17 protein-coding genes are annotated in these 20,514 nt (G+C 43.7%); 5 read left to right on the top strand and 12 right to left on the bottom strand.

Features of this window, described 5'->3' with window-relative positions; translation table 11 throughout:
- Positions 1-370 precede the first annotated feature (370 nt).
- A complete protein-coding gene (gene surE / locus ACE1CD_RS21355; protein WP_374826178.1) occupies positions 371-1,186 on the bottom strand; it encodes a 5'/3'-nucleotidase SurE in 816 nt (271 codons plus the stop codon).
- 194 nt (positions 1,187-1,380) lie between these two features.
- Here surE and pheS point away from each other — a divergent pair, with 194 nt between their 5' ends.
- Entirely contained in the window at positions 1,381-2,385 is a 1,005-nt protein-coding gene (pheS, locus tag ACE1CD_RS21360; protein WP_374795642.1) for a phenylalanine--tRNA ligase subunit alpha, read from the top strand.
- A gap of 234 nt (positions 2,386-2,619) precedes the next feature.
- Here pheS and ACE1CD_RS21365 read toward each other — a convergent pair whose 3' ends face one another.
- The 3 genes from ACE1CD_RS21365 to ACE1CD_RS21375 all read right to left on the bottom strand — a co-directional run bounded on the left by ACE1CD_RS21365 (position 2,620) and on the right by ACE1CD_RS21375 (position 8,434).
- Positions 2,620-5,856, bottom strand: a complete 3,237-nt coding sequence (locus tag ACE1CD_RS21365; protein WP_374826179.1) for an EAL domain-containing protein — start codon at positions 5,854-5,856, stop codon at positions 2,620-2,622.
- 377 nt (positions 5,857-6,233) lie between these two features.
- The gene (locus tag ACE1CD_RS21370; protein WP_374826180.1) at positions 6,234-7,685 is read right to left on the bottom strand and encodes a RecQ family ATP-dependent DNA helicase; all 1,452 of its coding nucleotides are present in this window, start codon (positions 7,683-7,685) and stop codon (positions 6,234-6,236) included.
- Positions 7,686-7,966: 281 nt separating this feature from the next.
- Entirely contained in the window at positions 7,967-8,434 is a 468-nt protein-coding gene (locus tag ACE1CD_RS21375; protein WP_374826181.1) for a hypothetical protein, read from the bottom strand.
- Between the two features lie 109 nt (positions 8,435-8,543).
- Between ACE1CD_RS21375 and ACE1CD_RS21380 the strand changes: the two genes are divergently transcribed.
- Positions 8,544-8,993, top strand: coding sequence for a GNAT family N-acetyltransferase (locus tag ACE1CD_RS21380; RefSeq protein ID WP_374826182.1), 450 nt, complete (start codon positions 8,544-8,546; stop codon positions 8,991-8,993).
- 72 nt (positions 8,994-9,065) lie between these two features.
- On the opposite strand, the gene ACE1CD_RS21385 is transcribed toward ACE1CD_RS21380, so the two are convergent.
- The 8 genes from ACE1CD_RS21385 to ACE1CD_RS21420 all read right to left on the bottom strand — a co-directional run bounded on the left by ACE1CD_RS21385 (position 9,066) and on the right by ACE1CD_RS21420 (position 15,954).
- Complete coding sequence (locus ACE1CD_RS21385) at positions 9,066-9,725, bottom strand: hypothetical protein (RefSeq protein WP_374826183.1); 660 nt, start codon at positions 9,723-9,725, stop codon at positions 9,066-9,068.
- Positions 9,726-9,778: 53 nt separating this feature from the next.
- Positions 9,779-10,768, bottom strand: coding sequence for a GUN4 domain-containing protein (locus tag ACE1CD_RS21390; protein WP_374826184.1), 990 nt, complete (start codon positions 10,766-10,768; stop codon positions 9,779-9,781).
- A gap of 20 nt (positions 10,769-10,788) precedes the next feature.
- Entirely contained in the window at positions 10,789-11,469 is a 681-nt protein-coding gene (locus ACE1CD_RS21395) for an H-type lectin domain-containing protein (RefSeq protein WP_374826185.1), read from the bottom strand.
- Positions 11,470-11,516: 47 nt separating this feature from the next.
- Positions 11,517-12,485 (bottom strand): hypothetical protein, encoded by a 969-nt coding sequence (locus ACE1CD_RS21400; protein WP_374795651.1) that lies wholly within the window; start codon positions 12,483-12,485, stop codon positions 11,517-11,519.
- 93 nt (positions 12,486-12,578) lie between these two features.
- Positions 12,579-13,046 (bottom strand): type II toxin-antitoxin system VapC family toxin, encoded by a 468-nt coding sequence (locus tag ACE1CD_RS21405; protein WP_374826186.1) that lies wholly within the window; start codon positions 13,044-13,046, stop codon positions 12,579-12,581.
- Positions 13,040-13,342: an antitoxin family protein gene (locus tag ACE1CD_RS21410; RefSeq protein WP_374795653.1), complete on the bottom strand. Its 303-nt coding sequence runs from the start codon at positions 13,340-13,342 to the stop codon at positions 13,040-13,042. Before ACE1CD_RS21410 ends, ACE1CD_RS21405 begins: the two co-directional genes overlap by 7 nt.
- A gap of 258 nt (positions 13,343-13,600) precedes the next feature.
- Positions 13,601-15,229, bottom strand: coding sequence for a 2-isopropylmalate synthase (locus tag ACE1CD_RS21415; protein ID WP_374795654.1), 1,629 nt, complete (start codon positions 15,227-15,229; stop codon positions 13,601-13,603).
- 206 nt (positions 15,230-15,435) lie between these two features.
- Positions 15,436-15,954, bottom strand: coding sequence for an NYN domain-containing protein (locus ACE1CD_RS21420; RefSeq protein WP_190463978.1), 519 nt, complete (start codon positions 15,952-15,954; stop codon positions 15,436-15,438).
- Positions 15,955-16,512: 558 nt separating this feature from the next.
- Between ACE1CD_RS21420 and ACE1CD_RS21425 the strand changes: the two genes are divergently transcribed.
- The 3 genes from ACE1CD_RS21425 to ACE1CD_RS21435 all read left to right on the top strand — a co-directional run.
- Positions 16,513-16,902, top strand: coding sequence for a hypothetical protein (locus ACE1CD_RS21425; RefSeq protein ID WP_374795655.1), 390 nt, complete (start codon positions 16,513-16,515; stop codon positions 16,900-16,902).
- 279 nt (positions 16,903-17,181) lie between these two features.
- Positions 17,182-19,584, top strand: coding sequence for a CHASE2 domain-containing protein (locus ACE1CD_RS21430; protein ID WP_374795656.1), 2,403 nt, complete (start codon positions 17,182-17,184; stop codon positions 19,582-19,584).
- Positions 19,585-20,034: 450 nt separating this feature from the next.
- Positions 20,035-20,514: hypothetical protein (locus tag ACE1CD_RS21435; RefSeq protein WP_374826187.1), on the top strand; the 480-nt coding region annotated here is incomplete at its 3' end.

Consider the following 20,514-nt stretch of genomic DNA (forward strand, 5'->3'; position numbering starts at 1 on the left):
TGTGAATATATAACCGAATAATTTGGATAGCGTTTGTGAAAATATACAAGAATAATTTGGCTTGCGTTTGTGAATATATACAAGTATAATTTGGCTTGTGTTTGTGAAAATATACAAGAATAATTTGGCTTGTGTTTGTTAAGAGAGACCGGAATAATTTGGCTTGTGTGTGTAAAGTAGAGATGCGAATAATTTGGCTTGTGTATGTAAAGAGAGACCGGAATAATTTGGCTTTTGTTTGTGTAAAGAGAGACAGAAATAATCTTGCTCCCCTCCCCGTGGCGGGGAGGGGTCGGGGGTGGGGTTCTACTATTCTGCCTTAACTGATTAACCATATATTTTAACTTTCGACTTTTAACTTTCGACTTTTCTAATTTTCATTCCCCTTGGCAGGAAAATCAAACTTCCATTCCTTCAAGTTATGGAGACCTGTCGCCGAAGTGAGGTCGTACTGCAAAGGAGTGATTGTAATGTAATTATCGCGAATTGCCTTAACATCCGTAGGAATATCGAAAGGCAAATGAGGCTGAGTTTTAGGTTCCAATTCCTCCTGTAACTCTCCTGTCAACCAGTAATAAGTTTTGCCGCGAGGATCGACTCGTTTTTCAAACACATCGACATAGCGACGCACACCTTGACGGGTAATGACGACACCTGCGATCGCATCCCATTTGACTGGCGGTACATTCACATTCAGCAACATCAACTGCGGTAAAGGTTGCTGCGCTAATTGTGCCAACAGCAGACAAGCAAACTTAGCCGCCGGTGCAAAATCTCGACAAGCGAAACTGGTAAGACTGATGGCGATACCGGGAATACCTTCTATCACACCTTCCATCGCCGCCGAAACCGTACCCGAATAGAGGATATCCGTGCCTAAATTCGAGCCTTGGTTGATACCGGAAATGACATAATCGGGGGGGCTATCGAGCAATGCCCACAATCCCAGTTTCACGCAGTCGGAAGGAGTACCCGAACAAGCCCAAGCCTTGATGGAGGGATGGAAAGTCGATTGTACCACTTCGGCGCGGATGGGGTCGTGCAGAGTTAAGCCGTGTCCGGTAGCCGATCGCTCTCGATCCGGACAAACCACGCTGACATCGTGACCCGCCTCTGCCAAAGCATTGGCTAAAGTGCGGATACCCAAGGCAAAAATACCGTCATCGTTACTTATAAGCAATTTCATCTATTCAAGGTTCCGGATGATCTCCCCATTCCGATTGTCAGAGATTATTGGTAACCGATCAAGGAGAATGGGAGAATAGGAGAGTAGGAAAATTAATCCTTTCTCTTTCCCTCTTCCCTCTTCCCTCTTCCCTCTTCCCTAACCCCTAACCCCTAACCCCTAACCCCTAGACCCTAGACCCTAAAAACATTAGCATGACGAATCAGCCGAACGAATTAGAGGCACAACTGAGTGCGCTCAAACAAGACGCACAACAAGCAATATCTGCCGCCGAAACACTCCCGCGCTTGGAAGAACTCCGAGTTGCATATCTGGGTAAGAAAGGTCAAGTGTCCCAGATACTGGGAGGGTTAGGGAAATTATCCGCCCAAGAACGCCCGCGCATTGGGGCATTAGCCAACGAAGTTAAAGAAGCTCTGCAAACTGCCCTCGACAACAAACGGGAAGCTTTGGAAGCTGCCCAAATTGAAGCTCAACTGGAGGCAGAAACTCTGGATGTCACTATGCCGGGAGTTTACCGCCCCCAAGGTCGGGTGCATCCAATCAATTCTGTCATCGATCGCACGATCGATATTTTCGTCGGTCTGGGCTACACCGTAGCCACCGGCCCGGAAATGGAGAACGATTACTATAATTTTGAGGCGCTGAATTTCCTCGCCGACCACCCAGCCCGCGATATGCAGGATACTCTCTACCTGCCAGATGGAAATTTGCTGCGAACTCACACTTCCAACATTCAAATTCACTACATGGAAGAAAACGACCCACCGGTGAGGGTTGTCGCACCTGGGCGGTGTTATCGGCGGGATACGGTCGATGCCACTCACGCCGCTGTCTTCCACCAAATCGAATTTTTTGCCGTTGATGAGGGAATTACTTTCTCAGACCTCAAAGGTACGATTAAGGTATTTTTGGAACAAATGTTCGGCGAAGAAATGCCGATTCGTTTTCGCGCCAGTTATTTCCCTTTCACGGAACCTTCCGCAGAAGTGGATATGCAGTGGAAAGGCAAATGGTTGGAAATCATGGGTTGCGGTATGATCGATCCCAACGTCCTCAAAGCTGTGGGTTACGACCCAGAAGTTTACACGGGATTTGCCGCAGGTTTTGGTGTGGAACGAGTGGCGATGGTGCTGCATCAACTCGATGATATTCGGCGGATGTATAGCAGCGACTTGCGCTTTTTGCGCCAATTTTAATTAATTTCAAATTTTAGATTTCAGATTGCAAATTTAACTAAATCTGCAATCTGAAATTTGAAATTGTTATATTTCAGATTCCCAATAAAAAAACCACTTTCTTATCTGCGTTAATCTGCGTTCATCTGCCTTAATCTGCGGTAAAAATTTAACCCCCGATTCCCACAGATAATATGAGAACATCAATGATATACTACTGATACAATCAGAAACAATCTGAAATCTGAAATTCCCTCATTTCAGATTATAAATCGAATTCAATCTGAAATCAACAATCTGCGATCGGAAATTATCAATCAGTAGTTGACTGGCTTCCTCAGCCGAGAGGGGATGGCTGAAGAGAAAACCTTGCATTTCTTCGCAATCGAGCGATCGCAAGCAGTTCATTTGCTCTACAGTTTCCACCCCTTCCGCCACAACGCTCAAGTTGAGACCTCGGCCCAAGGCAATGATGGCGCTGGTAATGGCGGCGGACTGGGGATCGTTCTCCAGATCCCTCACAAAGGCTCGATCGATTTTCAGGGTATCGAACCCAAATTTCTTCAGATAGTTGAGGGAAGAATAACCGATGCCAAAATCATCTAGGGCGATGCGAATTCCCATCCGCTGCAATTGCGCGATCTTGGCTCTGGAAAAATCGACATTCTGCATCGCAATGGTTTCTGTAATTTCCAATTCCAGAAACTCAGGTGCCAGTTTGGTTTCCTGCAAAACCCGGGCTACGGTTTCTACTAAACTCGGTTGTTCAAACTGTCTGACGGAGAGGTTAACTGCTATTCGCACTTTTGGCAAACCGGCATCTTGCCAAGCTTTATTTTGGGCGCAAGCTGTTTGCAAAACCCAAGTGCTGATGGGAACGATCAGTCCATTTTCCTCAGCCAGGGTGATAAAAGTTTTGGGAGAAATTAGCCCCAATTGAGGGTGCTGCCAACGTATCAAGGCTTCCATATGAGTGATTTCGCCTGTGTTAACGTTGACTTGCGGTTGGTAGTATACCACAAATTGTTGTTCTTCAATAGCTTGGTGCAGACTATTTTCCAGTTCCAATAATTCCGAGGCTTGGGAATTCATTGCTGGAGTATAGATTTGATAGTTATTTCTACCTTCTGCTTTAGCGCGGTACAAAGCAGCATCGGCATTGATTAAGAGGGTATGGGCATCTTGACCGTGTTGAGGATAAATGGCTATGCCAATGCTGCTGGTAATGTAGAGTTGATGACCTTCTATATCAAATGTCGGTTTGAGTACGTCGATAATTCTTTGGGCTATTTTGGTGGCATCTTCTATGCCGTTAATTTCGGGTAGAAGGATGGTAAATTCATCGCCTCCCCAGCGAGCAATGGTATCATCGACTCGCAGACAGCTTTTCAATCGTTGGGTGGCGCTTTGCAACAAGCGATCGCCAACTGCATGACCCAAGGTATCGTTAATAGTCTTGAAGCGATCGAGATCGAGAAACATGACCGCCATAAAATGGCGGTGCTTGTAGGCTCTTTCCAAAGCTAGGGAAAGGCGATCGTTAAGTAAAGTGCGGTTGGGTAAACCGGTGAGCAGGTCGTGGTAAGCTTGATACCTAATTGTAGCTTCTGCCCGTTGCCGTTTTAGGGCTCCGCCGATACTAGCAGCCATCGCGATTAAAATCGATTCTTCACCGCTAGACCACTGACGCTGTTGGCGGTAATCTTCAAAGCCAATATACCCCCACAATTGTTCGTCGATCGAAATAGGCACTCTTAACTTAGAAAGTGGGGGAGTGGGGGAAATATGATGTACATTTTCTGCTTTCCTGGGGGATTCTGCGGTTGTGCAGCTCTCCCGCTCTTCGTTTTGACTTTTGACTTTTGACTTTTGACTTTTAATTTCCGCTCTCCCCCTCTCAGCCTCTTCGAGTCGGCGCGTCCACTCATATGGCATACTCACGCCGATTTCGCCGCTTTCGGGATGGCAGTGCTGTTCGTAAATATAAATTCGATCGACACCAGTCACTCCGCCCAAGGCGTCTAATGCTTTATTAATTGCTGCACTGTAATCGCTATTTGTCAATAAATGATTCATGGCAGCTGCAACCCCTTGCAGCAACCTATCTCGTTTGTGCAGTTCTGTCTCTGCTTGCTTGCGCTGGGTAATATCTACTACGGTGCCTTCATAGCCCCGCAGCTGACCTGTTTCATCGCGGAGGGCGCGGGCGCTTTCGGAAATCCAGATGATGCTGCCATCTTTACGATAAACTTGGGACTCGAAGCCCCAAACGGCATCCTGTTCTTGTAAAAGATTTATAAATTGTAAGCGGCGATTTGGATCTACATAAAGCTGTTGTTTGATATCGATGATGGTGGCAATTAATTCTGCTGGGGAATCATAACCGTAGATGCGAGCTAGCATGGGGTTGACTGTCAGATATCTCCCATCGGGTGTGGTTTGAAAAATACCTTCAACGGCATTTTCAAAGATGCTGCGATAGTTCTGTTCTACTTGGCGCAGTGCTTCTTCCGCTTGTTTGCGTTTGGTGATGTTGCGGGAATTAGCTACGATGCCTTTGATACTGACATCATCAAGCAGGTTACGCCCTATAGTTTCTAAATAAATCCAATTGCCTTCTGCGTGTCTGACTCGATACTCGATCGCCATGTTAGCGCCTGGATTGCCGATCGCACTGGCAAAAGCGGCACAAACTTTGTCAATATCTTCTGGGTGAATCCAGTCAAAGGCTTTTCGATCGACTAATTGTTCTGCTTTGTAGCCCAAAATCCTTTCGACGGAGGGACTGACGTAGCGAAAAGTGCCGTTGATATCCAAAACTGCAATCAGGTCTGAGGAGTTTTGCACTAGGGAACGGAAACGTTGTTCGCTTTGGCGTAATGCTTCTGCTGTCGCCGCCTGAGTACGCAGTTGCCGATCGACTGCATATGCCAGTCGCCCCAGCGCTAGGATGACTAAGGTAGCAATGCCAACCGCTATAGCCATTGAGAAAGTAAAGCTGCCCCTAGTGTCTGCTGTGCTGTAAAGTTGTACAATTTTTGCTTTTTGAGGCTGGAAGCTGACTTCTGCCATTACTGTGCAGTGCGTGGCGGCGATTGTCGATGCGATCGCGATGGCACTACTGAGCTGACACCATTTTCCGATTTTTGTTGTTTTTGTCATCGAGGTCAGGCACAAAGTTGTTAAGGAAGCACCAAAACTGATGACCGTCGAGAGTTCCACTAGCTGAGAATTATATGCGATCGACGCCCACGGTCGCGCAGATGTCATGCCTGTGTAGTGCGACCAGATGCCGGCTATTGCGACCCCACTCGCAAGCCATAACTCGATCTTCCATTTTGTGGCGAATCGGCTATCCTTGACCTGTGACAAAGCCGTATAGGCGGCGATGATTGCGATCGCAACTGAAACAACAACAAGGCAGACATCGTAGGTCGCCATCATAGGTGCGTCTTTATACTCACTTTTGCCGGAAATTTTCAATTTATCCACAAAATCTGTTCGATTTCCGCAGCAAATTACACAAAATCTGCGAGCGCACCATCTTTGAACTGTCTGTGGTAAAGTACTTTTTTTGCAAGCTAATGATATAAATTTTTATAAATTTTTATAAATTTATACATTTATAATAGTTCTAACGGTATGAATCTCATCTTTATTTAATATCGTTTTTTGATAGCAAAGTGAATATAGATGAGAGAAATTAGGTCTTCCGTAGTTAGGGTGGCAAAATCGGTGCTTAGAGGATAGGGCATAGGGCGAGAGAAAAACAGATTGTTTTGGAATTTTTATGCAAAATTTTATATAGTAACATTTCCCTCTGCCCACCCGCTGGAAAAGCATACTAAAAATTAAACAATCAAAAAATCTCATTTCCTGCGATTGCAGTTATCGCAGTGTCCGCAACGCATATTTTCAGCTTCTTTCCCAAAACCAAAGGCGCGTAACAAAAACTGCCAGCGACATTCGCGAGTTCTCAGGTAGGAATTCATCTGCTTGACGGCATCGAATTGAGTTGGTTGTTGGCTTTGCGATCGCTCCTTAATAATATAATGAAATGGGTCTTGCCATTCTAGCTGACCTGTGCTATGGAGTAGCGATAAAGCTGTCGCCCCTTCGGGAAACTGACGCGCTACAATATTTACCTCCCCAGTTGCGGGTAGTTTGCGAATTAACTGCTGAGCTTCCCGTTGTTGCGATCGCACTTTATCCTCAAAAAACTGCTGCCGTTGCTTATCTTCTGGATCTAACCATCCAGTTGGTTCGCTCATCAATAGCAAAGCATCGGATTTTTTACCATCCCTTCCCGCACGTCCGATTTCTTGCACGTATTCCGATAGCAGTAAGGTAGGGTGAAAGTGAATTACCCATCTCACATTCGGTTTGTTAACGCCCATTCCGAAAGCAGATGTAGAAACCACAAAAGGTATTTTACCAGAAATCCAATCGCTTTCAATACGGCGACGTTCCTGGGGATTCAATCCGGCATGATAAGCTGCTGTCGTATAACCTTTCTCTCTTAACCATTGAGCTAAATTTTCGCTATCTCGCCTAGTGCGAACGTAAATTAAACCATCTTGTTGCGGTCTGGCCTGAATAAACTTTAACAGAGTTTGCTTGCGTCCGCGTGGCGTCCAGATTGTTTGTAACTTGAGATGGAGATTTTGACGATAGGGATTGAGGCGAAAAATTTCTGGCTGTTGTAATTGTAAGACTGATTGGATAGTTTTTTGGGCAGTGGGATCGGCAGTGGCGGTAAAAGCTGCGATCGCTATTTTAGTTCCTGGTGGTTTAAACTGAAGGAGAGCCGATCGCACCGCACCCAAACGGCGATAAGCAGGTCGAAAAGTATCTCCCCACTGCACCAAACAATGCGCCTCATCCAAAATTATCCCGTTAATTTTCAAATACGATTGACACAAACGCATCCATACCGGTTCGCTTAACAAAGTTTCCGGCGACACATACAGCAATCGCAACTTTTGCTGTTCCAAAGCTTGCAAAGTCTGCTTGCGTTCAGACGTTGACAATTCACTATGCAGTAGCGCAGCTGGTAACTTTCGCTGACGCAATTCCTGCACCTGATTTTCCATCAAAGCCACCAAAGGGGAAACTACCAGCGTTAATCCCGTTTGCAACAAAGCTGGCAATTGAAAACAAATCGACTTTCCCCCACCCGTAGGCATAATAATCATCGCATCCTGCTGAGCTAGCAAAGTACGAATAATTTCCCCTTGGGGTGGACGAAAATCATCATATCCCCAGATTGTTTTAAATCTGTCGCGGACATCTTGCCAAGATAGAGATTGAGGATAAGCCATTTGAGATGCTGAATTTCCAATAATTAGCTTACCTTAAGTTTCCCAGATTCACATAGATAAATGCAAACATCGCAGACAAACCCCATCTGCGTGGCTCTCCCGTTTTCGTGGTGATAATAAAAACTTATTTAATTGTAGGGTGGGTTAGGCACGGGCGATAATTTCAGTACTTTCAAGCAATAATTTAGTTCCCGTGCCGTAACCCACCATCCCACATATCTGTAACATAAACAAACATTTTCCACCATAAACCCGAAAGACCCAAAAATTTTAAATCTTTATCACTTAACCTGCACTAAGCGATTATTCTGCCAAACATAGTAGCGAGTAGTTATCCTTTTTGCATATTCGGGAGAAAGCTGTGCAATTTCTTCCGGCGGATTGACAACCAACAAGCGACTGTTTAACTGATGCTTCACTCCCAGCGACGCGGTAATCCCCGTCATATAAACTCTACCTGTTTTCGCATCGACGATCGCAACTTGCTGACACTCTGTACCGCAACCCCAAGTTACCACAGTATACTGTCCCGCAAAATTTGGCCCCAGTTTGGCACCATTCGTCAATACAGTCCGAAATCGCCGCGCCTCCGGAGTGCTGAGATTTACAGGCGCTGGTCTGCCATTATACCTCTGAGTAACGCGATACTGGCCAAAACTCGGCGCTGCAATACTTTGACTCGGTATCGCGGTAAGCGCCACACCAGCAACTAGGGGAAGTGCGAGAAAAGTTTTCCAAAGCTGTCTCATCGTTTTAGTCCGTAAATTTAGGTATCTTGACGTTAAAATATCTAAAATAGAATCCGTGTTTTCCGGCTTGGCATCCGGATTATTTTTTAAACAGTGTTTTTTCTCACTTATGACGAATAGCGAATTACAAAATATATTTTCCATCAGCACCGACAAGTCGAAATTAGATTTAGATGTAATTCATAATTTTCTGAGCAATTCTTATTGGGCTAAAAATATCCCCTTGTCAGTCGTTCAAAAATGTATTGATAACTCTTTTTGTTTCGGTGTTTATGAAGGAGAAAAGCAAGTTGGGTTTGCCAGAGTAATTACAGATTATTCCACCTTTGCTTATTTCTCTGATGTGTTTATTTTAGAAGAATATCGCGGTTTTGGTTTGGGTAAGTGGTTGATAGAAACCATTATGGCAGAACCAGATTTACAAGGCTTGCGGCGATGGTTATTAGCGACAAAAGATGCTCATTGGCTTTATCGGCAATTTGGATTTGAAGAGTTGAAAACGCCTGAGTGGTTTATGGAGATTTATAGAGCGGATGTTTATAAAGATGCAAATCGTTAATAAACTGGCTAAACATAAATAAACATGATAATAAATATACAGAAATGAAGCAAAAGCAGAGAAGTAATAACACTACTTAAGTTGGATATTATCATGCCATGTTTTGTCACTTCTCCACATAGCAAAAACATCCCGATTTTTGCCATCAACTCGATAAAATTTCATCCAGTGTTTATCATCTCTGGCTCGTAAAAGTTTTGCTGCTTTTACCCGAATAGTATCATACCATGTATCATCAATTTTCCAAATCTGAAATACATCATGGTTAACACTATCAACCGAATGAAATCTCATCCAGTAATTCTCATTTCTACCACGTAACATTAAAGCTTTCTGAGCAACAATAGTGCCATTTTCGATTTCAGTTTTAACAGATTCTACTTTAGAATTAGCAGCTTTAGCTTCAGAGAGAGCAATATCTGCCGTTTCCTTAGCTTCTGTTATCCTAATTTCATGCTGTTTATCAGCATCTTGGAATTCTAACTTAGTAGCTTCTAACTCTGCTTTAGTTTCCTGAAGTTCTTTTTGACAAGCTTGAAATTGCGATTGTAGGTTTTGTATTTCCTGCTTAGCAGCCTGAAGTTCAGATTTCAAATTATCATAAGAAGCTTGAATATCTCGCAGACTTCGTAGTTCTGTTTGGAACTCTTCGCGGGTTTTAATTACTTCTGCGATCGCTCTTTCATATACACCCAAAGGAGTTTTCCAATGATCATTACCTGCTTTACTCATCGCCACTAACCTCTTTGTACAAAAAAACTAAGCATTTGGTGAAATTTATGAATTTATATTTGTAATTCCCGACGTGATAAAAGAAGCCTTACTCTATCTTCCACTCTTACCTTATCAACTCCTAGAATATTAACAGTAGATGGTAGATGTCCCTCGGATGCGCTGATATCGAAAGTGAATTCATCATATTTAATCCAGTTATTATTGACGCGCCAGCCAACGCGATCGCCTAAAGTCTTCTCCACCTCAAAATTATTATTATTTGCCACATTTATACTCTGCCATATTTGCTTTTGAACGCTAAAACCAAACCGTCCATTACTGTACTCTATCCAAAGTCTGTTAATAATGCGAAGATCTTGCCAGGGAAACCGTTCAATTTCTCCTCTATCTAACCAGCGCCAACCATCTCTATCTCTATTAGATATTTTAACTATTAGGATTAGAGTTTCTTCATCGGCTTTTCTCCACTCTCCATCTGCTAATAAATTTCGCAGTCTAGCGTAGTCTGTACCTGTAACAGGAGAAACGAGCATCAATTCATCCGATAATTTAGAAACTTGCGATCGCAAATCTGAAATAGACTGAATAATCTGGCTTTTAAAACCATCTTTTTGACTAGATGCGGTATTAGTTGCTGATAAGTGACTTAATTGTTCTTGCAGCTTACTTATAATCTCAATAAGTTGAGGATTGCCACTTTCGTTATTATTCATAAGCTGTTTCAAAATTTCTACTTCTTTTTGGGCAGAATTAGCTTCTCTTTCAGCATCCGCAACTCGATGTTGAGCTTCGCTGGCAATTTTTTGAGTAGTGATAAGCTCAGCTTTGGTTTTTTCTAAATCTGCTTTGAGAGTGTCTATCTTTACCTGAGAATTTTCTAGTTCTGCTTTCAGATTTGAGAGTTCGCCTAGAGAAGCTTGCATCAGTCTAAGATTTTGCATCTCTGCTTGGATTTCTTCGCGTGTTCGCCGTAATTCAGCGATCGATCTTTCATATACGCCTAATGGAGTTTTCCAATTATCATTACCTGCTTTACTCATAGCCAACCTCAATCTATATATTAGTAACCATAAGCCAACCAATTTACTCCCGCTGCCCAAATTTGTGTATTCAAATAAGTTTGTAAGTGAAAGTAAAACCCATTTTTATCAATTTCTGCCACCTTAACATTTAAACGACTATTAGCTTTTCTAATAATATCAAAATATGATATACCAACTACTACCTGTGGTGGTTGTGAAAAGCCTTGCTCAAAGCGAATATAACTTCTAAATACACGACTCCCATCTCCATCTAAAATAGACCAACCTGGAGTATTTTGTGCCGTTCCCTCCCATACCCCATGTTCTATCCTAAGATTATTAATCTGCTGTTTAGGTTCTAATTTCAAAATATCAATTTCTCTTTTAACATCCTCTGCACTTTTTTCCACATTTAAAACTCGCTCTTTTGTCAGCCGAATTACTTCATTTAAAGCTTCCTTAGAAGATAGAGATTCGTCGGCTATTTTTTGAACTGTGTTAAGACGCTCTTTGGTAACTCCAAGTTCTGCTTTAAGAGTCTGCGTCTCTATCTGATAACGTTCAATTTCTTCTTTGAAATTTTCAATTTGAGAAGCTTGCATTGCTTTGATGCTTTCCAACTCAGCTTGCATTTCTTGCCGTGTCTTTGTTAGTTCTCTTATCGCTCTTTCATACACACCCAACGGCGTTTTCCAGTCATCAGCACCAGTTGTAGCCATAAACTACTTTCCTCAAATTAAAATAGAACGGTTATTCGATCGAATATTTATATATTTTCCTCATCTCCGGTATCTTTCAATAGTCGCTGAGGCTTTTGAGCTTCTAGCATCGGAAAACCACCTTCATAAATTGCCACCGTATCGCGCCAAAACTCACAAAGCACGCCATACTTAAGCCAATCTTCTACTGCTCTCCGTTTCAACTCAGGCGCATTTCTAACTAAAGCCGCCATACGTGCTGCATTCAATTGCAATTGACCGTAAATTTCTAACACCTTTTCAATTGGCGTATTTTCATTTAACTTACTTAATTCATAACATTCAGCTAACCGATAAAGCTCTATATCAGAAATCTGATGTCCAAATTTCCAGTGAATATTTAACCGCCTTTTGCAGCTATCAAAAGGCCCTGGTAAAGCATGAGCTAAATACTTTTTCAATTCCACGCTAATTTTTTCGAGTTTTCCTTCAACTACTTCGTCAATATCTTTGATTAATTTATCGATTAGATAATTAGCATCTTGAAATATCTTATCTTCTAAACGATTCATTTGACTTGCAATCCTGTCAGTGCTGAGTTGGGTGAATTGTAATGCCTGCATCACTGCCAGAGACATCTGGTTTATTCGATTTTCCAAATAAGCATCCGTTTGTCCAACCGTTTCTCGCACATCTCGTAGTGCTTCCTGTCGCACTAGATCGATTTTTTCAATGTTCTCCCTAGCTTTTTCATCAGCGGTATTGAGAAGAGATTCTATATCAGCTTTCGTTTTTGTTTCTAATTCTTCTATTTCTATTCTCGATTCCTTCAGTCGTTTTTGCGCCATGTAATCGAATTTATCAGCCAAAGGAGATAATTTTTCGTCAAACAAGCGGTCTATTTCTTGCCCAGTGGATTTTACGAAATTCCGCGAAACATCATTAGCAGCACGTTCCAAATTTTTCACCAGACCGCCAAATATCCATCCCAACATTTTTCCCCATCCTTTGGCAGATGCAGTTGTCTTGCATATCAATCTAAAATTTTACCTTTTTTGGTTGTAAATTAGTCAAAATTTTAACTACAATTGAATAAAGAATATAAAGATTGTTAAAGTTCGATCGCACTCTCAAGGAGAATTATTAGGATTATCGGTTACCAATCCTTCAGTTTGAGCAATGTTGATGAGCCGCTCGTCCGCAGTAACAAAAATCAATTCAATATCCGGCATTGTAGCGAAAACAGATTGCACGCGCAGTGCTGATGCCAGTTGGATAGCATCATAGGCGCGTAAGGGATATTGAATGACCAATTGACCCGCAATTTCAATCAGCATTCGATCGACTTCAATAACTGGGTACTGATTGTCGAAGTCCTCACGAAACTCTTCCAAAACATAGTCAAAATCATCGGTAGACAGACTTCCTTCCCGCCGCCGACGACCAAGAGCGCTGAGTACCTCCACCCAAGTTATTTGAGCAATAGCTACGTCATTACCTGTAGCTGAATCGGTAATAGATTTAATCCAATTGCTTCCCGTTTCAGCAACATAGCGTTTCACTAAGGCGCTGGTATCCAGAAAATAAGCGTTTACCACGGGCCACGCTCCTCGATAATAGTTTCTGATAAAGGCTTACCCTCGATTTTTACGAGTTTTCTGGTTTTTTGACGCCGCGCTAATTCAGCGCGATCGATTTGACCCTGTTTCGGTGGCAGACTCATCACTTTTTGGTCAGCTAATGACTGGAATGCCTTTTCTACCTGATTTTGTGACTCTCCTGGCAATACTTCCCGCACTACTTGCAGGCGCACAGTTTGACCTTCATTTAACGAAACAGGATTGACGGGACGCAACACACCGTTTTCGTAAACAGCAACAATAATTTCAGACATAATTTTGGCGATCGAATGCTTAAATCTATTTTAATTTGCAGAAAGCGATCGCCTATGGCACACTCTCACGGACGTACTTTTTTCTTCCCCCAAAACGGAAAAGGCACGAAAGAAAATTAATTCCTTCGTGACTTTATACTTTTTCTCTTTCAACGCCTTCTAGTGCTGCTCGAAAGAAGTTAAATGCCTGACGCTTAAAGAATTTTTAACTTTTGACTTCCGCCTAGCGACACTAGCGTTTTGTCCACCCATTAACACTTACACAGTCGTACCGGCAGCAGCAGGATTTTCGCCACCTTCAGACTGCACTTGCTTATTCTGCAACGCCGCATACAAACGATTTAGCGCATTTATATAAGCTTGCGCGGAAGCGACGATGATATCCGTATTAGCAGCATGACCGGAGAAAATGCGCTCACCATGTTTGAGGCGAATCGTTACTTCTCCAATGGCATCAATTCCCGCCGTCACCGACTGCACAGAAAATTCAATTAGCTGATTCGGCACATTCACCACACGGTTAATTGCCTTATAAACGGCATCAACTGGCCCTGTTCCAATCGCAGCATCAGTCAATTCCTCACCTTCTGGTGTCCGCAGAGTCACCGTTGCCGTCGGACGAGCGTTGCTACCACAGGAAACCTGTACCAATTCTACACGGAAAAGGTCGGGAGCTTGTTGGATTTCGTCATTAACGATCGCTTCCAAATCCCAATCGGTGATTTCTTTCTTCTTATCCGCTACCTCTTTGAACTTCAGAAACGCTTTATTCAAATCCGTATCCGAAAGTTCAAATCCCAACTCTTTCAAACGTGCGCCGAAAGCGTGGCGACCGGAATGTTTGCCGAGTACAATTTGATTGGCGGTCAAACCAATCAATTCAGCATCCATAATTTCATAGGTAAGCTTATTTTTCAGCACACCATCTTGATGGATACCGGATTCGTGAGCAAAAGCATTTGCGCCTACAATTGCTTTATTCGGTTGCACCAACATTCCCGTCAAGTTGGAAACCAAACGAGAAGTTTTGTAAATTTGGCGCGTGTCAATATTGGTTAGCGGTGCTTCCGATTCTACCGGACGTCCCAAGTAAGGATTGTAATATTGACGGCGCACGTGCAATGCCATCACCAATTCTTCCAAGGACGCATTGCCTGCGCGTTCGCCAATGCCGTTAATGGTACATTCTAACTGGCGTGCGCCATTTTTCACTGCTTCCAAGAAGTTAGCAACAGCCAATCCCAAATCGTTATGACCGTGAACGGAAATAATTGCTTTGTCGATATTGGGAACGTTTTCCTTGATACCGCGAATCAAATCCCCAAATTCGCTGGGAGTCATGTAACCGACGGTATCGGGAATATTGATAGTTGTAGCGCCAGCTGCGATCGCTCGTTCTAAAACCTGATACAAATATTGTGGGTTGGAACGAGCGGCATCCATCGGCGAGAATTCTACATCATCCATGAAAGACTTAGCGTAGGAGACCATTTCTTCAGCAATGGCCAACACTTCTGCCCGTGTCTTCCGCAATTGATATTCCAAATGAATATCCGAGGTAGAAATAAAGGTGTGAATTCTCCCTTTTGCTGCCGGTTTGAGCGCTTTTGCAGCTGCTTCGATATCTGCTTTTATCGCTCTTGCCAAGCTACAGATAATCGGCCCATCTTCTGTTCCCACTGCTTCGGCAATTTTCTGAACTGCCTCAAAATCACCGGGACTGGCGTAAGCGAATCCCGCTTCGATTACATCCACGCCCAAACGAGCCAATTGACGGGCAATAATCAACTTCTCGTCTACATTCAAGGTAGCGCCGGGACATTGTTCGCCATCTCGAAGTGTGGTATCGAAAATGATAATTCGGTCTGTTTTGGATGGGTTGTTCATAGCTCTAAACGAGATATCCTCCTTGTTTTGAGTTGTCTCTAGATGTTTTTCAGGTGATGAGAGGAAAGTGTCAACTGATGGCTCATAAAGCTTTTTTCAATTTATAATCGTTCTGCTTTAACCCTGACGAGTGCCATACCGATTTTAGGTAGCTTAACTGTAGCACCATCTTTTGCCTTCAAATTGTTGCACTTATTACTTTTCACCTAATAATCAACTTTCTCAATATGGTCGCGAATATCATTCAAGTCTATATACCTGTCGGTCGCATTACGCAGTTCTCTGGCAATCATTCCTTCTGTTGACACCACTGTAATGTGAGTATTTTTAGAACGTAAAAGTTCAATTGCTCGTTCAAAATCACCATCCCCGCTGAACAGCACCACCTTATCGTATTGATCTACTGTATTGAACATATCGACGACAATTTCAATGTCTAAATTTGCTTTTTGCGAGTAACGTCCGGAGCTATCGTCGTAGTACTCTTTGAGAATTTTGGTGCGAACCGTGTAACCCAGGCTAATCAAAGCGTCTCGGAATCCTCGCTGATCTTGGGGGTCTTTCAAGCCGGTGTACCAAAAAGCATTTACCAACATTGTATCCGGCTCGCTCGTGAAATATTGCAACACTCGTCGCGGGTCAAAAAACCAACCATTTTTTTGTTGAGCGTAGAACATATTGTTCCCGTCTACAAAAATAGAAAGACGGTTCATCGAGTAAGGCATACAAACTTATACCTAAAAGTAGTAGAAAAGAATTTAATTGGAATAATCCATTATAGCAATTTCTGCTTTAACAAAGCCATTAACCTATCTTATACTCGTTTGTCAAGTATTTAGATGAAATTCCTCAAGCTGAGAAATTGTCTATTGAATAGATTTTACTACTTAGCCTCCTTGATTTTAATGCGTTTGAGACTGGACTAATCATCCTTCTTAATAAAATTTCCCTTCCAAGTGACTTACTTTATGGCTGCTTAGCCATACGCTTATTTTTTTTCCTCCTTTTTTTTCCTCCTTTAGGTGTATTTACTCGTACTGTCATCTCCCTTTAGGGTAGCTTCGTTCGATCGCTATTGGGATTTTGCTTCCATTCACCACTACTGCCAGGGCCAGCTTTAACTTACCAAGGAAGTAACTTGACAAAAAGCACAAATTACCAATCAATTTTTTGAGATCGTAGGCAATCTCAAAAGGAGAGTTTGCCGTGTGTTTGTTTTATTAAAGCAGTTTACTAGATGATCGTACAGACATCTCGTAACATGGGACATTATAGGGCTTTTTGTGCAGTTTGTGCTTGATTTTGGTATGGTAGCATCGGGGCCATCAATGTCTAGAAGCGCCAATGCAAGCAAAGAAGGACTCTTTAACCTCATTGGGATTGCACGTTGGGGAGGGAACAGAGGATTTAAAAAAGAGTTTCCAGCTTGGCTAGAGCCACCAAGGGCAATTATTTTGGGGATAAAATTGTTTGAAGAGCATCTATGGCAACCGAATAGTAGAATCTCCAGTTCGGCTCCTTTGTGCCAACTATGCCAGAATGCGATCGCAGGCGCTGTTAAAAATACTGTTCCTCTGGGCAGCCGTTATATTTTCCCATATTGGCTAGCGGCTTCACGAGCCTCTCGTGCTTATACCCAAAGCAGCTGTGGGAATAACTGCATCTTGATTTGAGTGCAATAGTGGCCCAGTTTACGTCTAGAATCTTGACTTTGACATCTCGATCGCCCTCAACGAAAAATTGAAATTTGTTAACAAAAAGTAAACAAAGCTACTTGGCGGCATCAAGCCCAATCGGATAGTAGATAGTAGGTAGTAGATAGTAAGCGGCAAGTCAATCTTACCCATTATCGGTGCAAACCGCCCTATCCATTACTTAATACCTAAGTGGATGTAAAGTAAAAGCTTACAAGTATACACTTAGGTGCTTTAAATCAACCTTCGAGGCAGGATATGGCACCAGAACCCTCATTGCCCGCAACCAACCGACAAACTTCTGCCGTGACTCGCTCCGGTACAACAACCAAATCAAGTGTACAGGCCGATCGAGTTTCGCGTCTGGCTCGCTTGAGTCATATTGTCACGGGCGCTTGGGCATTGGCAGCCGGACTCGCTACAGCTGGCAATTTGGGACTGGTTCAAATGATGGAGTACAACACCCAAACCCTGTTATTTGAACTGCGCGGGCCAGTTGCACCTCCAGATGAAATAGTGATTTTGGCTATAGATGAGCAATCTGTAAAAGAAGGACAGTTCTATCAACAAGATCCCAAAAAGTATGGGTACTTAGAGCCATTACAAGTCTGGCCTTGGAAACGCAGCGCTTATGCTATTGCGATCGACAAGCTGATGAAAGCAGGAGCTAAATCTGTTGCGGTAGATGTGGTGTTCGATCGGCTCAGCAACGATAAAGCAGCTGACAAATATTTACAACAGGTATTGCAGCGCTATCCAGGTCGCATCGCTTTAGCTGCGATGTACGAAGATACCGATACACAGCAGGGCAGCTTAATCCAGCCAACCCTCCCCAATTCTATATTTCGGACAAAGCCGATATCAGCGGGTATAATTAATTACCCGCTAGAAGTGGATGGCAGGATTCACCGCTTTAGCAACGAGTTCATTAAGCAGTTGTCTCAAACATACTCAAAGCAGGTCAAAGAAGAAATTGATGCCTTAACAGTGGCGGTACCCTCTTTCGATGAAGCAGCGTTGATAGCAGCTGGGCAGAGCAATATTCGCGCTAAGGGCGATCGCATATACTTTTATGGCCCCAAGGACACCTTCAAACAAATTCCCTTTTTCCACGTCCTCGACCCTTACATCTGGAACAACCACCTACAGCAAGAGAAATTCAAGGATAAGATTGTCCTGATTGGGCCAACAACCATCACCGAAGTGCAAGATTTTCATAAGGCTCCCTTTTCTGGAAGCTTGCTGTATCGCGAGCAGATGTCGGGAGTAGAGATTCACGCCAATGCGATCGCCACCTTGATGCAGGGCAAAGCGATCGGTCAAGCAATACCCAATCCGCTGATGCAGGGGCTGTTTGTATTTGGCGGAGTTTTGGGCACAGGAGTTTTTCTGAGCAAAAGAAAAAGAAGCTTAAATCGTTTTGGATGGGCAATAGGAATTGCCGCTGCTTGGGGAACAGTTAGCTACTTCACCTTTACTTACGGTCAGTTAATTTTGCCAACAGCCGTACCAGCTTTCGCGATCGTCTTGAGTGGCTTCTTCTACCTAACAGGAGATGTCTCCCGGCAACAGATCGGAAAATTCCAATTACGCCAAACTTTGAAGCGATATGTCACTTCACCAATTGTCCAAGAAATTCTCAGCCAACACGACGACCTGCAAGATTTGCTCCCTCTAAAAGACTCAGGAACAGCCAATAAAAAAATTGGCGGTCGCTACGAAATTATAAAAGTTTTAGGTGCAGGAGGATTTGGGGAAACTTATATTGCCCAAGATACACAGCGACCTGGGAAACCCTTGTGTGTGGTCAAGCAACTCAAGCCAGCCACCAACGATCCCAAGCACTTGGAACTCGCCAGACGCTTATTTCCGCGAGAGGCAGACGCACTCGAAAAGCTCGGTCAGCACAAACAAATTCCTCAACTTCTCGCCTACTTTGAAGAAGGCGATGAATTTTACCTAGTTCAGGAATTCATTCCCGGTCATTCTCTAGAATACGAATTAATACCGGGCAAGCCACTTCCCGAATCGCAAGTTATAGAGATAATGCTGGAACTGTTAGAAGTATTAGAATTTGTACACAGTCAGGGAGTCATTCACCGCGATATTAAACCCAACAATATTATTAGGAGAGACTCGGACGACAAACTTGTGCTGATTGACTTTGGTGCCGTCAAAGAAGTTAGCACACAACTGCTGGAAAATGACGGGCAAAGTCGCTTCACAGTAGGTATTGGAACGCAAGGTTATGCACCACCCGAACAATGTGCGGGTCGTCCGCGACCAAACAGCGATATTTATGCAGTGGGAATTACAGCCATTAAAGCTCTGACGGGACTATCGCCAAACCAGTTACAGCAAGACATTAAAAGTGGAGAAATACTGTGGACGCATAAGGCACAAGTAAACCCGGAATTGGCTGCGATAATTAGCAAAATGGTGCGCTATGATTATCATCAGCGCTATCAGTCTGCATCCGAAATTAAAGAAGCACTGTTAGAGATTAAACAATCTGCTACTGCTGCTTTTTCTTTGACAGATTCGCCTATAGATAGCGCATATTCAGATGAGTATGATGCTCCTACAAAAGCTTGGGGAGAGCGATCTGAAACTCTCTATCCACTTGAAGAAACTCAAGAATATAAGAATCAAAACAATTGAACTATTCTGAACTATTCGATACAGGTTTGAGTGCCACGCTTCTACTGAAATCATTACAGTATATTATCATATTTGGCCTATGCAAATAAAAAATATAGGCTCTCCCGTTTTGTGATGATAGTAGAAACTTATCTAATTGTAGGGTGGGGGACGGCACCGACGATAATTACAGCACTTTCGATCGATAATTAAGTTCCCGTACCATAACCCACCATCGCACTCAACTGTAACATCAGGAACATTTTTCCCCCTAAATCTGCAAGATCCAAAATATAGGTCACTTTTTGTCAAAAAGACCTATTTAAACACAAATGTAAAAGTTTTCCCCAGATTTTATCAAAATCCCTTGACGGGGTGAATGCCCCGTCAACTTTATGGCTTATGCGACTTCAGTGGTCTGTAGGATAGCCGATAATTTGCCTTTCTCACTACTAAGCTTCTGGCGGGCCATTGTTTCCGGAATTACCGGGATTACCGGGTGTACCGGGCGGCCCATTATTGGAATTGCCAGGTGAATCCGGTGGGCCATTGTTTCCGGAATTACCGGGATTACCGGGTGTACCGGGCGGCCCATTATTGGAATTGCCAGGTGAATCCGGCGGGCCATTGTTTCCGGAATTACCGGGATTACCGGGTGTACCGGGCGGCCCATTATTGGAATTGCCAGGTGAATCCGGCGGGCCATTACCACTACCTACAGGTGGCGGTGGTGGTGGTGGTGGCGGTGGTGGTGGTGGTGGTGGCGGTTCCACAGGCGGGTTAACCGGCGGTGGTGGCGGCGGTGGTGGCGGTGGTGGTGGCGGTGGTGGTGGTGGCGGTTCCACAGGCGGGTTAACCGGCGGTGGTGGCGGCGGTGGCGGCGGAGGTGGCGGTGGCGGAGGTGGTGGTGGTGGCGGTTCCAAAGGCGGGTTAACCGGCGGTGGTGGAGGC

It is taken from the genome of Aerosakkonema sp. BLCC-F183, from assembly GCF_041929145.1.
In the GTDB taxonomy this organism is placed as follows: domain Bacteria; phylum Cyanobacteriota; class Cyanobacteriia; order Cyanobacteriales; family Aerosakkonemataceae; genus Aerosakkonema.

What these genes read in the sequence shown, in the direction of transcription:
- surE (WP_374826178.1), bottom strand. Translation starts at nt 1,186, where the DNA reads ATGAAATTGCTTATAAGTAACGATGACGGTATTTTTGCCTTGGGTATC.
- pheS (WP_374795642.1), top strand. Translation starts at nt 1,381, where the DNA reads ATGACGAATCAGCCGAACGAATTAGAGGCACAACTGAGTGCGCTCAAA.
- ACE1CD_RS21370 (WP_374826180.1), bottom strand. Translation starts at nt 7,685, where the DNA reads ATGGCTTATCCTCAATCTCTATCTTGGCAAGATGTCCGCGACAGATTT.
- ACE1CD_RS21375 (WP_374826181.1), bottom strand. Translation starts at nt 8,434, where the DNA reads ATGAGACAGCTTTGGAAAACTTTTCTCGCACTTCCCCTAGTTGCTGGT.
- ACE1CD_RS21380 (WP_374826182.1), top strand. Translation starts at nt 8,544, where the DNA reads ATGACGAATAGCGAATTACAAAATATATTTTCCATCAGCACCGACAAG.
- ACE1CD_RS21385 (WP_374826183.1), bottom strand. Translation starts at nt 9,725, where the DNA reads ATGAGTAAAGCAGGTAATGATCATTGGAAAACTCCTTTGGGTGTATAT.
- ACE1CD_RS21390 (WP_374826184.1), bottom strand. Translation starts at nt 10,768, where the DNA reads ATGAGTAAAGCAGGTAATGATAATTGGAAAACTCCATTAGGCGTATAT.
- ACE1CD_RS21395 (WP_374826185.1), bottom strand. Translation starts at nt 11,469, where the DNA reads ATGGCTACAACTGGTGCTGATGACTGGAAAACGCCGTTGGGTGTGTAT.
- ACE1CD_RS21410 (WP_374795653.1), bottom strand. Translation starts at nt 13,342, where the DNA reads ATGTCTGAAATTATTGTTGCTGTTTACGAAAACGGTGTGTTGCGTCCC.
- ACE1CD_RS21415 (WP_374795654.1), bottom strand. Translation starts at nt 15,229, where the DNA reads ATGAACAACCCATCCAAAACAGACCGAATTATCATTTTCGATACCACA.
- ACE1CD_RS21420 (WP_190463978.1), bottom strand. Translation starts at nt 15,954, where the DNA reads ATGCCTTACTCGATGAACCGTCTTTCTATTTTTGTAGACGGGAACAAT.
- ACE1CD_RS21430 (WP_374795656.1), top strand. Translation starts at nt 17,182, where the DNA reads ATGGCACCAGAACCCTCATTGCCCGCAACCAACCGACAAACTTCTGCC.